Below are 14,135 nucleotides of genomic sequence, written 5' to 3' on the forward strand. Positions count from 1 at the left end.
GACGGCCCCCGTTCACTATCAAGCTTTATTCACTACCACCAAGGTGCGAGGCTCATCCAAGCCCGGCACTGTCAGGGTGTGATGGCGCCCTTGCCACTGCGCCGGCAGGGTGGCCAGCTCTTCTTCTGTGCTGGCCGCTTTCATTGCCAATAGGCGGGTATTATCGGTCATTATGGGCGTCATCAACGCCAGCATATCCGACAAGGAAGCAAAAGCGCGACAAATGATCTGTGATGGGGCTTTACGGTACTGTTCCACGCGACCGTGCACAACCTCCACGTTATCCAACCCTAATTCGCGGCGGGCCTGACGGACAAAACGGGTTTTCTTACCGTTGGAATCCAGAAGCACAAAGGCTTGCTGCGGGCGAGCCACCGCCAGAATAACCCCGGGGATACCGGCACCGGTCCCCACATCCAGGGTATCGCCTTCTTCCAGGTAGGCCAATACAGCCAGAGAATCCAACAAATGGCGGGTCACCATTTCCTGTGGGTCGCGGATCGCGGTGAGGTTATAGGCCTGGTTCCATTTAACCAACAGATCCACATACGCGAGTAACAAGCGCTGCTGATCGTCGCTCAAGGAAAGGCCAAGGGCATCAATTCCCTGGGTCAGAGTGCTGGAAAGACTCATGCTTGTTGGGCGGCCTTCTTTTGATGGTGATGTTTTTTCAGGTAAATCATCAGTAAGGAAATAGCCGCCGGGGTGACGCCGGGAATGCGGCCCGCCTGGCCCAAGGTCTGCGGACGAATCTCGCTGAGCTTTTGCTTCACCTCATTGGATAGGCCTTTTACCTGGCCATAATCAAATTCCACCGGCAGGGCGGTGGTTTCTGCGGCCCGCAGTTTTTCGATTTCGTCTGCCTGACGATCAATATAGCCTGCGTACTTGGCAAGAATTTCCATCTGCTCAATGACTGCACTATCCGGGCGGTCCGCCAGCGCCACCGCTTCCGCTAAATTGGCGTAGGTCAGCTCAGGGCGCTTGAGCAGGTCGAGCAAATTGTATTCATGAGTCAACGGCTTTTCGATTAACGCATTCACCGCCTCGGCTTCTGGCGTTTTTGGCCGCACCCAGGTGGTTTTAAGACGCTGCTCTTCGCTGGCCATGCCGTCACGTTTGGCGTTGAAGGCCGCCCAACGTTCGTCACCCACCAATCCCAGCTCACGGCCCTTCTCTGTGAGGCGCAGATCCGCGTTGTCTTCACGCAGCAACAACCGGTATTCGGCGCGGCTAGTGAACATGCGGTAGGGCTCTTGAGTCCCCATGGTAATCAGGTCATCCACCAGTACGCCTATATAGGCTTCATCGCGGCGGGGGGTCCAGGCGTCTTTACCCTGACTCAGCCGGGCCGCGTTCAGGCCCGCCAGCAATCCCTGGGCGCCCGCTTCTTCGTAACCGGTCGTGCCATTGATCTGGCCGGCAAAGAATAGCCCCGGCATATGCTGAGTTTCCAGGCTGTGCTTGAGGTCCTGGGGATTAAAATAATCGTATTCGATGGCATAACCAGGGCGGGTGATATGGGCGTTTTCAAAGCCGCGGATGGAGCGCACCGCCTGCAGCTGCACATCAAACGGCAGGCTGGTGGAAATGCCGTTAGGATATAACTCGTGGGTATTGAGCCCTTCCGGTTCCACGAAAATCTGATGGCTGTCTTTGTCCGGATAGCGGTTTACCTTGTCTTCGATGGACGGACAATAACGCGGCCCCACCCCATCGATAACTCCGGTGAACATGGGGCTGCGATCAAAACCACTGCGGATAATGTCGTGGGTCTGCGCATTGGTATGGGTGATGTAGCAGCACACTTGCTGCGGATGCTCCTCCACCTTACCCAAGTAGCTCATCACTGGCAGCGGGTTATCCCCCCACTGCTCTTCCATCACCGAAAAATCCACGCTCTTGCCGTCAATCCGCGGCGGCGTACCCGTTTTTAGACGATCAACCCGAAACGGCAGTTCACGTAAACGGCATGCCAGTGCATTAGACGGCTGGTCACCGGCGCGCCCGCCCTGATGGTTATCCAGGCCAATATGGATCACACCGCCCAGGAAGGTGCCAGCGGTGAGTACCACCGCGTCGGCCATGAAACGCAGGCCCATGTTAGTGACCACACCCACACAGCGACCGTTTTCCACCACCAGGTCGTCCACCGCTTGCTGAAACAGGGTCAGGTTGGGCTGGTTTTCCAGGGTGCCGCGGATGGCGGCCTTATAGAGTTCCCGATCGGCTTGGGCACGAGTGGCGCGCACTGCTGGGCCTTTACGGGCATTGAGGACGCGAAACTGGATACCGCCTTTATCAGTGGCACGGCCCATGGCCCCGCCCAAAGCATCAATTTCACGGACTAGATGACTCTTGCCGATGCCGCCGATGGCTGGGTTACAGCTCATCTGACCCAGGGTTTCAATGTTGTGAGTAAGCAACAGCGTGGAAACGCCCATACGTGCGGATGCCAGTGCCGCTTCGGTTCCGGCATGGCCGCCGCCAATCACAATCACGCCAAATCGCTGGGAAAAATCCATGCTGCACTTACCTTGCAGGGCTGGCCTGCTGCTCAAAATATAGTCAACCGGGCGCGCTAGTATAGAGAGTACGCTTCACGCTGCAAGCCTCTCGCAATAGGCAGGAACCGAAAACCCTCGCCGCCAAGCCGATTACCGTAATCTTGCCGGTGCAAGCCGCAACTCAACCACCGCTCCTGCCACGCATAAAGTAGCTGAAGGCGCGCCCCCCAACACCGTGAAGGTGCCTGGGTGGCGAAAAGAGTTTTGAGCTTGGCCTGAATCGCACCGCCGGTTCCGTGTAAGCTATTGTACTCTATAACTCTGTTCTCACTTAACTAGGAACGCATTTGGAATCATTGAATATCTTTCTGCTGATCGGCACCGGTCTGATGTTCACCGGCCTGCTACTGGGTTCTCTGAGCGCTCGCTTCGGGGTGCCGTCCCTGCTCATCTTTCTAGTGGTGGGCATGGTGGCCGGGGAAGACGGCCTAGGCGGCATCGAGTTTGATGATTTCTCCACCGCTTATGTGATTGGCAATATCGCGTTGGCGGTGATTCTGCTCGATGGCGGCCTACGCACGCGATTAAGCACCTTCAAATTGGGCCTACGCCCCGCCCTTAGCCTGGCTACTTTAGGGGTGGCCATCTCTGCCGCCCTGGTGGGCGCTTTTACTACTTGGTTAATCGGGGTGGACTGGCGGGTGGGTCTGCTGCTGGGCGGTATTATCGGCTCCACCGATGCGGCGGCCGTTTTCAGTGTTATCAAAGGCGCTGGCGTCACCCTGAATGAACGTGTGGCAAGTACCCTGGAGATCGAATCCGGTCTCAACGACCCCATGGCCATCTTTATTACCCTGATGCTGGTAGGCATGTTGGTGGACCCGGATGCCCAGTGGGGCGCGGGGATGCTGGTCACTCTGATCCAACAGTTTGGTTTGGGCATCCTGCTGGGCTTGTTGCTGGGGGCCGTGATCAGCGAAGTGTTGCTGCGGGTGCGTAGCAACGAAGGGCTACATGCTTTACTGCTGTGCAGCGGTGGCGCCATGGTGTTTGCCATTACCAATTTGGTAGGCGGCTCCGGTTTTCTGGCGGTATACCTGACCGGCTTGGTAGCCGGTAATCGCCGGGGCGGCACCGGTGACAATGTGCTCAAAGCCATGGACTCCATGGCCTGGCTGGCCCAGTCCGGCATGTTTCTGATCTTGGGTCTGCTGGTGACGCCGTCGCGACTCATCGAAAACCTTCCCTATGCCCTCGCCGTGGCAGCCTTTTTGATGTTGCTAGCCCGCCCGCTATCCGTATGGATTAGTCTGCTACCCTTCCGTTTTACTTGGCGCGAAGAAACCTTTATTGCCTGGACCGGGTTACGTGGTGCCGTGCCCATTGTACTGGCCGTTTTCCCGCTACTGGCCGGCGTGGAACAAACCTATCTGCTATTTGATATTACCCTCGTGGTGGTGCTGATTTCCCTGCTTGGGCAAGGCGCAAGCCTGCGCTTTGTCGCCCGCAAACTGAAAGTCTCGGTGCCGCGCACCACCGAGCCGAAACAAACCGTGGCCCTGGCCGCCCCTCGCGATCGCTACTTGATGCAGTTTGAAGTGGAAGACGGCGCTAAGGCCGTAGGCAAGAGCTTGGGGGAACTGGGCGAAAACGAGCGCACCCCGTTGATTTTGTATCGCAACACGCGGGTGCTCAGCCTCAGTGATGACCCCAAAATTGAAGCCGGTGACTTGATTGCCTGGCTCGCACCGCTATCACACAAATCCGGCCTGTCCGACCTATGCCATAAATTAAGCAGTGATGAGAAACGTTATTACGGCGACTTCAGCGTGCTGGGCAAAACCCCGGTAGCGCAATTGATTGCGGTGTATGGGGTACAAGCCCCTCCACCACTCTGGCAAGGACTGACCGTGGCCGAGATCTTCACCAAACAAGTGGGAAAACAAACCGTAGTGGGTGATACGGTGCGTGTCAGCGGCCTGCGGCTAAGAGCAAGGTCTGTTGAAAACGGCACGGTCGTCATGGCCGGGCTGAAACTTCCCGGATAAGGCCGGCGCAAAGCACATGCAAAGTATGCTGTTATTGAGCCAATGTGCCGGCCTCCAAGCATAAAGCGCTGGTAAGAAGTTCGGGTAGAAGACCACTATAATGACATTGTCGCTTACCGATTTTTCCCCAGCATTGTGTTTACACCCATTCACCCTAACGCCAACCGTGCGGCGCCTTGGCAGTCAATGCCTTCATCCTTGAATTGCCCAACAATGCCTGCCCTGTTGCGCTGTCCGTTCCTGACAGTTAATCCGTTTTCTTAGGGTGATTGCTATGCCAACCTACAAGGCTCCCGTGCGCGATATGCGCTTTTTGATGAACGAAGTGTTCGATTTTGAGCGTCACTACAAGGCTCAGCCCAATGGTGAAGAAGCCACCCCCGATATGGTGGAAGCCATTATCGGTGAAATGGCCAAATTATGTGAAAACACTATTGCGCCCCTTTACCAGAGCGGTGACGAGGAAGGCTGTAAACTGGAAGATGGCGTGGTGACCACCCCGAAGGGTTTCAAAGAAGCCTACGACGAATTCATCGCTGGCGGCTGGCAAGGTCTGAGCCACCCGGTAGAAGTGGGCGGCCAAGGCCTGCCCATGTCTCTGGGCCTGATTAAACAGGAAATGATGGCCACGGCTAACTGGTCCTTTTCCATGTACCCGGGGCTATCTCTGGGTGCCATGAACACTATCCAGATGCACGGTTCCGAAGAACAGAAACAGGATTACCTGGTACCGCTCACCGAAGGCACCTGGGGCGGCACCATGTGCCTAACTGAACCTCAGTGCGGCACCGACCTGGGCCAGGTAAAAACCAAAGCCGACCCGCAGCAAGACGGTTCTTACAAAATCTCCGGTACCAAGATTTTCATTTCCTCCGGTGATCATGACCTAACCGAAAACATTATCCACATCGTGTTGGCCCGCCTACCCGATGCACCGAAAGGTACTAAGGGAATTTCCCTGTTCATCGTACCCAAGTACTTGCCCGGCAAAATCGGTGAACACAACGGCGTAAGCTGTGGTTCCCTGGAAAAGAAAATGGGCATCAAGGCATCCGCCACCTGCGTGATTAATTTTGATGAAGCCACCGGCTTTTTGATCGGCCCGGAACACGGCGGCCTGGAGTGCATGTTCACCTTCATGAACAGCGCCCGTATCGGTACGGCAATGCAAGGTGTGGCCCATGCAGAACGGTCTTATCAAGGGGCACTACCTTACGCCAAAGAGCGCAAGTCCATGCGCGCACTGTCCGGCAAGAAAGAGCCCGATGCCATCGCTGACAGCTTGATTCATCACGGCGACGTACGCCGCATGCTACTCAAGCAAAAGGCTATTGCCGAAGGCGGCCGCGCGATGATTTATTACGCTGCCCAGTACGCAGACAACATGATCGCTGGCATGCTCGAAGACGACATGGAAAAATACGACCACTGGGATAGCGAGCTGGGTTTCCTTACGCCGATCCTGAAAGGCTTCCTCACTGAAAAAGGCCTGGAAGCGGCCAACGAAGGCATGCAAGTTTTCGGTGGCCACGGTTACATTAAAGAACACGGTATGGAACAGATCGCTCGCGATGCGCGCATCTCAACTCTGTACGAAGGCACCACCGGTATCCAGGCGCTGGACTTACTTGGCCGCAAGGTACTGCTGTCTTCCCGCGGCAAGTGTGTGCGTGAATTCTCCAAAAAACTGGTGGATTTCGGCACCAAGAACCTACGTGATCCCAAGCTGCGTCCGTTCGCCTGGAAGCTGCTGAAAATTGCTGCCGAGTGGAACTACCTAACCACACGCATCATGCTGGTGGCCGCAAAGGATCGCGATATGGTGGCCACTGCCAGCTACGACTTCTTGATGTACAGCGGTTACGCCATGATGGCTTACTTCTGGGCGCTGCAAGCCGGTGTTGCCACTGACAAGCTGGAAAATGGCGGCAAAGAGCCGGCAGAATTCTACAAAGCCAAATTGGCTACCGCAGAATTTTATTTCGACCGCATGCTGCCCAGCGCCAAGGGCCATGCCGAAGCGGCTCTCAAGCCCACCAAAAGCACCATGCAGTTGAGCGCTGAGCACTTTTCGTTCGATTACGAATAACACCTTGCGTTCAATAATAAGGCGGCCACTTGGCCGCCTTATTATTTTTTATCTATCCGCACCCCAACCAGGCCTGGTTATCCAGGCACCCTCCTTTTATTCATCCCCCATATAGGATATCCGCTCAGTAGCTGCCAACTGCTACATTAGCAACGGTTTGATCGGGGGTTTTACGTTATAAATAATGATCGGGGGAAGGTCATGACCATCTTGAAACCATTGCGGCTCGCTGTTGTGGCTAGCCTTCTGGTCGGCTGCGCCGCACCTCATCAACAACTCGCTCAAACCAACGCTGCTCAGAACGCCTTGTATGCCGAGGTTGTTGATCCTCTGGACCACTGGCCCACACAAACACAATTTGATATAAGCCTCCTTGAGTCGGATTTCTTCACTCACTACCAGCAGGACTACGCCAACGGTGAAGTGTATGACGATTTCCCCAGTCTGACTGAATGCGCCTTGCCGCAGGAACGGGCTTTAGAGATTGCCAGACTCAGCCCCGAGATGATTAATCCACCCAGTAAAAGCGCTACGATTGAAAGCCTTTCCACTGTTGGCTATGAACAGATTAGCGTTCGCTCAACTCCAGCCGGATGTCAGGCGTTAAGCGCCGTTGAGATGCACACCATCCCGAACATGGTGGTGGAACTGAAACAATTGCCCGATGCCTTCCGGCACCCGGTTTATATTCATGCGGTTTACACCAACCACATCAAGAATCGAATCAATATCAATGGCTCATGGAGAAAAAGCGACCTGGGTAAGTCTCGCATTACCGTAAAACGCTACCGTCGCGATAGTGGCCTAAACGATTTTCCTGTTATTAAAACCACTTGGCAAAAAACCGATCGGCTCAAGAAAGGCGATATCGATACCTCCCGGTTTATCGATAAACCCATGTATGTCGCTCACTATGTTGCCTCAACTACCCAAGCCCCGTACCAAGGCATTACTCTGATACGGCAGACTGTTGTCAATAAAACCGGCAATAGCATCAGAATGCGGTGGCAAGAAGAGGACCGCTTCATGAACCGCACCTGGACGCATAACGGTACCGTTCTTACCCAGAGAGATGGTGTTCAGCATGGTGTTTTTATTGTTCCCAGCCATACCGGTGAACAAAGTGTGTACTGTAAAGACATGGGCCAGTCGGTGGATTATTTCAGAATTGAAAATACCTACGATTGCGTTAGCGCCACCGAAAGCAGCTTCGGCGAAGAAGGGGTGTATATGGATCCCTTGTTGAAAATTCGCAATGGCTTTCCCTCTCCAGCCGCCACCATAGCTAAGCCCACAGCGCCGAGCCAACCGGCAAGTACCTTTCCTGCAGCAAACACACCCGCCAGTGTGGTTTCCTCTACTACATCGGAGTGCGCTAAAGCCTACGCTGCCAAAGAAGCCTGTGGCCGTATTCCAGGTGACCCCTTTGGCATCGCAACCAAACTATGCATCAGTACTACCAAGAAAAAATTCGGCGGACTCAACTGTCCGATACCGCTTTAACCTTCCCTGCCCCTTTATTTGACCAATGGCCAACTGGCCGTTGGTCAATCCTCTTCGTTAATCCCCTCGGCATATTCGGTCCCGGCCACCGATTATCTCATATAGGTGATGCGACCACCGCGTGCCGAATCGTACTCTAGTTAGAGTGCAGCATTATTCCATTCAGCCTCGCGGTACATCATCAAACACTGCTTTCTCTGTTTTGTGTTAGCTCAACTGTTTCTGGTTTCGCCCACCCTGGCTGAATGGGGCAACTACCCGCATTTTACTGTGGTGGAAGACGTTTTTTTTCAGCACAAAAAAAGCGGCCCCCTTACGGAGGCCGCCTCTTAAAGACTTACCTTGAATCTATCGAGAATTAGGTGTTCTCGAACTGACCCATGGTGTTGTCTTTACCGCCAGCTTTCAGTGCAGCTTCGCCGGAGAAGTACTCTTTATGGTCATCACCGATATTAGAACCGGCCATGTCCTGGTGCTTCACAGTAGCGATGCCCTGACGGATTTCTTTACGCTGAACGCCTGCAACATAAGCCAACATGCCTTCGTCACCGAAGTAGCCTTTAGCCAGGTTATCGGTAGACAGAGCAACAGTGTGGTAAGTCGGCAGAGTAATCAGGTGGTGGAAGATACCTGCTTCACGGGACGCATCACGCTGGAAGTTCTTGGTCCACTCGTCAGCCAGCTGAGCAAGCTCAGTGCTGTCGTAATCAGCGCTCATCAGACGGTCGCGATCGTAAGCGGACACGTCTTTACCTTCTTTCTCCCAAGCATCAAATACCTGCTGACGGAAGTTCAGGGTCCAGTTGAAGGACGGGCTGTTGTTGTAAACCAGCTTGGCGTCCGGCACCACTTCGCGGATGCGGTTAACCATTTCTGCAATCTGGCCAACGTGAGGCTTCTCAGTCTCAATCCACAACAGGTCAGCGCCGTTCTGCAGGCTGGTGATACAGTCCAGAACAACACGGTCGATACCTGAGCCGGCTTTAAACTGGAACAGGCCAGAAGCCAAACGCTTCGGCTTGAGCAGCTTGCCATTGGACTTGATCACAACGTCGCCGTTGTTGATGTCGGCAGCGGATTCGATCACGTCACCGTCCAAGAAGGCGTTGTACTGGTCACCCAAGTCGCCCGGCTCGTTGGTTACTGCGATTTGCTTGGTCAGGCCAGCACCTAGGGAGTCAGTACGGGCAACGATTACACCGTCGTCGATACCCAGCTCCAGGAACGCGTAACGTACAGCGTTGATCTTGGCCAGGAAGTCAGCGTGAGGAACGGTTACTTTACCGTCTTGGTGGCCACACTGCTTCTCGTCAGACACCTGGTTTTCGATCTGGATACAGCAAGCACCGGCTTCGATCAGTTGCTTGGCCATCAGGTAGGTGGCTTCCGGGTTACCGAAACCAGCATCGATGTCGGCAATGATCGGAACAACGTGAGTTTCGAAGTTGTCGATCTGATCGATGATTTCTTTCTGCTTGGCTTCGTCGCCAGCTTCTTTGGCATCGTCCAGCGCACGGAACAGGTGATTCAGTTCCCAAGCGTCAGCCTGCTTCAAGAAGGTGTACAGTTCACGGATCAGGTCAGCGACGACAGTCTTCTCGTGCATGGATTGGTCAGGCAGCGGACCAAACTCAGAACGCAGTGCAGCAACCATCCAGCCAGACAAGTACAGGTAACGACCTTTAGTGCTACCGAAGTGCTTTTTGATGGAGATCATTTTTTGCTGACCAACAAAACCGTGCCAGCAACCCAGGGACTGGGTGTACTTGGAAGTGTCAGCGTCATAGGCCGCCATGTCTTCACGCATGATCTTGGCGTTGTACTTGGCGATGTCCAGATGCGTGTTGAAACGGTTTTGCAGACGCATGCGAACCGCAGATTCCGGGTTGATATCTTTCCAGGTGCTTTGCGCACCAACCACGGAGCCGAGTGCTTCGATGTCTTTGGTGTATGACATGGTGAACCTCTGAATATGAAATTAGTTTATCGATGCCGGAGAGTGAAAACCCTGTTCATGACATTCCATGCCGATCTACCGATGTCGCGCATTCTAGTGCCCCACAACACATAAACATAATCAATATGATCTATATTCGGTATTCACAGCATGAATGCCTTGATAATGCTGTCTTTTCAACGCTAGTGACTGGCCTTTTACCTAAGACTTAAGCACTAGTAGAATCTGGCCATCATCCCCTCCCACCAAGACAGCTTAGCGCAACGCCCACTCTTTGCGTGCCCACACACAGGCACACAGAGAATGACCCGCCCTCCTCTTTGTTACTATGATTTACTCTTGCGCAGCTGGCATGGAGAGTGCATAACCTGTTAAAGGTAGACAGCGTGTGTCTAGGGAGAAAATTATTACCAAGGAGAATATATGAAAGCGCTTAGCCCAGTGGATCAACTGTTCCTGTGGCTGGAAAAACGACAGCAACCCATGCACGTAGGCGGTTTGCAGCTGTTTTCCTTCCCGGAAGGTGCCGGCCCCAAGTATGTGAGTGAGCTGGCCCAGCAAATGCGGGATTACTGCCACCCAGTGGCGCCATTCAACCAGCGCCTGACCCGTCGACTCGGCCAGTATTACTGGACTAGAGACAAACAGTTCGATATCGACCACCACTTCCGCCACGAAGCACTCCCCAAACCCGGTCGCATTCGCGAACTGCTTTCTTTGGTCTCCGCCGAACATTCCAACCTGCTGGACCGGGAGCGCCCCATGTGGGAAGCCCATTTGATCGAAGGGATCCGCGGTCGCCAGTTCGCTCTCTATTATAAGATCCACCATTCGGTGATGGATGGCATATCCGCCATGCGTATCGCCTCCAAAACGCTTTCCACTGACCCCAGTGAACGTGAAATGGCTCCGGCTTGGGCGTTCAACACCAAAAAACGCTCCCGCTCACTGCCCAGCAACCCGGTTGACATGGCCTCCAGCATGGCGCGCCTAACCGCGAGCATAAGCAAACAAGCTGCCACAGTGCCCGGTCTCGCGCGGGAGGTTTACAAAGTCACCCAAAAAGCCAAAAAAGATGAAAACTATGTGTCTATTTTTCAGGCTCCCGACACGATTCTGAATAATACCATCACCGGTTCACGCCGCTTTGCCGCCCAGAGCTTTCCATTACCGCGCCTGAAAGTTATCGCCAAGGCCTATAACTGCACCATTAACACCGTGGTGCTCTCCATGTGTGGCCACGCTCTGCGCGAATACTTGATTAGCCAACACGCGCTGCCCGATGAGCCACTGATTGCCATGGTGCCCATGAGCCTGCGGCAGGACGACAGCACTGGCGGCAACCAGATCGGTATGATCTTGGCTAACCTGGGCACCCACATCTGTGATCCAGCTAATCGCCTGCGCGTCATCCACGATTCCGTCGAGGAAGCCAAATCCCGCTTCTCGCAGATGAGCCCGGAAGAAATTCTCAATTTCACCGCCCTCACCATGGCTCCCACCGGCTTGAACTTACTGACCGGCCTAGCGCCAAAATGGCGGGCCTTCAACGTGGTGATTTCCAACATACCCGGGCCGAAAGAGCCGCTGTACTGGAATGGTGCACAGCTGCAAGGAGTGTATCCAGTATCCATTGCCTTGGATCGCATCGCCCTAAATATCACCCTCACCAGTTATGTAGACCAGATGGAATTTGGGCTTATCGCCTGCCGCCGTACTCTGCCTTCCATGCAGCGACTACTGGATTACCTGGAACAGTCCATCCGCGAATTGGAAATCGGTGCAGGAATTAAATAGTCACACCAGGCTGTTGATTCCTGACCGGTCCGACGTTTGGCATCCGGCGAACAATTATGGCAACTGAACTAAACCGCATCAGGCGAGGCGGTCTCAACTGCTGGCAGTTACACCATCGCGGCCAGACGCTGGTAATCGCCGAACAAGGTGCCCAAGTGCTCGAATACCGGCGCGATGGCGAGCCACCTATTCTGTGGCTCAGTGAACAGGCGGCCTACGAAGTTGACCAAGGCGTGCGCGGCGGCGTGCCGATCTGCTGGCCTTGGTTCGGCGCACTGGAGCGCAACCCTGACAGTGTTCAGCGGCAATATCAGCTCCACGAGCCGCCCGCCCACGGCCTGGTTCGCCAGCAACCCTGGCGGCTCGACGAAGAGCACATGGACAAAGAACAAGTGCAACTGATTTTCCAACTGGCAGAGCATGGCGACCACCAGCATTTTCCCCCGGTCACGCCCACACTCACTGTCACCCTCAGCAACACCCTAACGTTAAGCCTGAGCAACCATAATCACGGCAACCGTTCGGTCACTCTCAGCCAAGCCCTGCACACCTATCTGGCCGTGGCCGACAGCCGGCAGATTACCGTGCACGGGCTCGCCCATACTCCCTACGTGGATGCACTGGACGACTGGCAGACACGCCAAGACGATCAGCCACTGCAATTGCATCAGGAAACCGACCGACTTTACCTGCAACTGCCTTCGCAGCTACACGTGGAAGATCCCCTCTGGCAACGACAAATTCAGCTGACTTGTCGAGGCAGCCACTCCGCCGTTATCTGGAATCCGTGGATCAAAAAAAGTCAGTTGCTCAGTCAATTTGCCCCCGACGCATGGCAGCGAATGCTGTGCATCGAAACCGCTCGAGTATTGGATGATGTGCTCACTTTGGCTCCAGGGGAGTCCCACGAAATGGCCGTTGAGATTAGAGACAATGGTTCATTCCAGCCTTAAAAACAGGCAAAAAAAAGGGGTGGTGCAATCAAAAAAAGGGGAGTAGAGTCAGAAGTGGCTGCGAATTATGGCCGTGGATTGTTTTGGTAGTTGTCTTCCCTGCGTGAAGCTGAAGTTGTCTCCGAACACCGCTCAACATGGTTTGCAAGCAACACCCTAAGTAATAGTTTTTGAGGTATATATTCACATGGCTACAGGTACTGTGAAGTGGTTTAACGAGTCCAAGGGTTTTGGCTTCATTTCCCAGGACGATGGTGGTGCGGACGTGTTCGTTCATTTCAGTGCAATTACCGGCTCAGGCTTCAAAACCCTGGCTGAGGGTCAGAAGGTTTCCTTCGAGATCCAGCAGGGCCCAAAAGGTCCACAGGCTGCTAACGTTGTTGCTGAATAAGCAACCACGTTAGTAGAAAAAACCCGCTTCGGCGGGTTTTTTTTATGTCTGGTGAAACGTTGAAAGTGTAACGTTTAAAAACGCGCAACAAGTGCTCGCGTGTTGAAAGACCATGCCCGCGTACTCTGATTCATCACCGGCACACCATCACCAACCCTCCCGCGTTTGAACTTTACACTCTGCACGATTAACTCAGCGCTCAGGGCTGATAACATGGTTGGTCTAGGAGATTTTTTCGCTGACGCCAGTCGGGCATACGGGCGTCCATCAGGGCGTGAAAACCGGGGCCGTGGTTCATGTGTATGAGATGGCAAAGTTCATGCATGACCACATAATCCAGCGCCTTGGGAGGATAGTGCAGCAGCGCCAAGTTAAGATTGATGTAGCCGCGGGCAGACAGAGACCCCCAACGGGTACGCATGCTTTTCACCCGTAATACCGGGCGTGAGAATCCTTCAGCAGCAAACCAGTCGAACTGGCGCTCAATACTGTCTTCGAAAGCCGCTCGCGCCTGTTTGCGTAACCAGTTTTGCACCGCCGTTTTCACACTGCTTTCCTGATCCGAATCGCTCACTCGTACGGTGAGATAGCCGCCACTGACGAAAACCCGGGTAGCCCCTTCGCTCACATCCAGGCTGAGAGTTTTCCCCCGCAGGACAAACGCAGCACCGTCGTGCCAACGCTGTCGGGGCCGCTGTGCTTGCCGTTCTTGCTGCGCGGCAATCCATTGACTACGGCTTGCCACAAAAGCCTGCACCATCCGTAGAGGTGTCTGTTGAGGCGCGCGCACTTGAACACGCCCATCTTCGAGAACACGAAGCTCCAGGCTGCGGCGCTTGCTGCGGATCAGTTCGTAATCAGTCATTACAAAGGCAGGCTAAAAAGTTAAC

General features: G+C 54.3%; 10 protein-coding genes. 6 read left to right on the forward strand and 4 right to left on the reverse strand.

Features of this window, described 5'->3' with window-relative positions; all coding sequences use genetic code 11:
- Positions 1–18 precede the first annotated feature (18 nt).
- Both rsmG and mnmG read right to left on the reverse strand, forming a co-directional pair.
- Positions 19–633, reverse strand: coding sequence for a 16S rRNA (guanine(527)-N(7))-methyltransferase RsmG (rsmG, locus tag ABO_RS13985; protein ID WP_011590006.1), 615 nt, complete (start codon positions 631–633; stop codon positions 19–21).
- The gene (mnmG, locus tag ABO_RS13990) at positions 630–2,525 is read right to left on the reverse strand and encodes a tRNA uridine-5-carboxymethylaminomethyl(34) synthesis enzyme MnmG (protein ID WP_011590007.1); all 1,896 of its coding nucleotides are present in this window, start codon (positions 2,523–2,525) and stop codon (positions 630–632) included. The genes rsmG and mnmG overlap by 4 nt, the downstream gene beginning before the upstream one ends.
- Before the next feature lie 329 nt (positions 2,526–2,854).
- Here mnmG and ABO_RS13995 point away from each other — a divergent pair, with 329 nt between their 5' ends.
- From ABO_RS13995 to ABO_RS14005, 3 genes are all read left to right on the forward strand, one after another.
- Positions 2,855–4,555 (forward strand): potassium/proton antiporter, encoded by a 1,701-nt coding sequence (locus ABO_RS13995; RefSeq protein ID WP_011590008.1) that lies wholly within the window; start codon positions 2,855–2,857, stop codon positions 4,553–4,555.
- A gap of 274 nt (positions 4,556–4,829) precedes the next feature.
- Positions 4,830–6,644, forward strand: coding sequence for an acyl-CoA dehydrogenase C-terminal domain-containing protein (locus tag ABO_RS14000; protein WP_011590009.1), 1,815 nt, complete (start codon positions 4,830–4,832; stop codon positions 6,642–6,644).
- A 201-nt stretch (positions 6,645–6,845) separates the two neighbouring features.
- Entirely contained in the window at positions 6,846–8,147 is a 1,302-nt protein-coding gene (locus ABO_RS14005) for a hypothetical protein (protein ID WP_011590010.1), read from the forward strand.
- Positions 8,148–8,505: 358 nt separating this feature from the next.
- Here ABO_RS14005 and ABO_RS14010 read toward each other — a convergent pair whose 3' ends face one another.
- Positions 8,506–10,104, reverse strand: coding sequence for an isocitrate lyase (locus ABO_RS14010; protein WP_011590011.1), 1,599 nt, complete (start codon positions 10,102–10,104; stop codon positions 8,506–8,508).
- 423 nt (positions 10,105–10,527) lie between these two features.
- Between ABO_RS14010 and ABO_RS14015 the strand changes: the two genes are divergently transcribed.
- From ABO_RS14015 to ABO_RS14025, 3 genes are all read left to right on the forward strand, one after another.
- On the forward strand, positions 10,528–11,901 hold the full coding sequence (locus ABO_RS14015) for a WS/DGAT/MGAT family O-acyltransferase (protein ID WP_011590012.1): 1,374 nt from the start codon (positions 10,528–10,530) through the stop codon (positions 11,899–11,901).
- 56 nt (positions 11,902–11,957) lie between these two features.
- Positions 11,958–12,854, forward strand: a complete 897-nt coding sequence (locus ABO_RS14020) for a D-hexose-6-phosphate mutarotase (RefSeq protein ID WP_011590013.1) — start codon at positions 11,958–11,960, stop codon at positions 12,852–12,854.
- A gap of 187 nt (positions 12,855–13,041) precedes the next feature.
- The gene (locus ABO_RS14025; protein ID WP_011590014.1) at positions 13,042–13,245 is read left to right on the forward strand and encodes a transcription antiterminator/RNA stability regulator CspE; all 204 of its coding nucleotides are present in this window, start codon (positions 13,042–13,044) and stop codon (positions 13,243–13,245) included.
- Positions 13,246–13,444: 199 nt separating this feature from the next.
- Here the strand turns inward: ABO_RS14025 and ABO_RS14030 are convergent, their stop codons facing one another.
- Positions 13,445–14,110, reverse strand: a complete 666-nt coding sequence (locus tag ABO_RS14030) for a M48 family metallopeptidase (protein ID WP_011590015.1) — start codon at positions 14,108–14,110, stop codon at positions 13,445–13,447.
- Between the last annotated feature and the right edge of the window lie 25 nt (positions 14,111–14,135).

Origin of the sequence: Alcanivorax borkumensis SK2, from assembly GCF_000009365.1 — a bacterium.
Classification (GTDB): Bacteria; Pseudomonadota; Gammaproteobacteria; order Pseudomonadales; family Alcanivoracaceae; genus Alcanivorax; species Alcanivorax borkumensis.

Bases quoted from the DNA above. Each gene is read 5' to 3' on its own strand.
- rsmG (WP_011590006.1), bottom strand. From the start codon at position 633: ATGAGTCTTTCCAGCACTCTGACCCAGGGAATTGATGCCCTTGGCCTT.
- mnmG (WP_011590007.1), bottom strand. From the start codon at position 2,525: ATGGATTTTTCCCAGCGATTTGGCGTGATTGTGATTGGCGGCGGCCAT.
- ABO_RS14000 (WP_011590009.1), top strand. From the start codon at position 4,830: ATGCCAACCTACAAGGCTCCCGTGCGCGATATGCGCTTTTTGATGAAC.
- ABO_RS14005 (WP_011590010.1), top strand. From the start codon at position 6,846: ATGACCATCTTGAAACCATTGCGGCTCGCTGTTGTGGCTAGCCTTCTG.
- ABO_RS14010 (WP_011590011.1), bottom strand. From the start codon at position 10,104: ATGTCATACACCAAAGACATCGAAGCACTCGGCTCCGTGGTTGGTGCG.
- ABO_RS14015 (WP_011590012.1), top strand. From the start codon at position 10,528: ATGAAAGCGCTTAGCCCAGTGGATCAACTGTTCCTGTGGCTGGAAAAA.
- ABO_RS14020 (WP_011590013.1), top strand. From the start codon at position 11,958: ATGGCAACTGAACTAAACCGCATCAGGCGAGGCGGTCTCAACTGCTGG.
- ABO_RS14025 (WP_011590014.1), top strand. From the start codon at position 13,042: ATGGCTACAGGTACTGTGAAGTGGTTTAACGAGTCCAAGGGTTTTGGC.
- ABO_RS14030 (WP_011590015.1), bottom strand. From the start codon at position 14,110: ATGACTGATTACGAACTGATCCGCAGCAAGCGCCGCAGCCTGGAGCTT.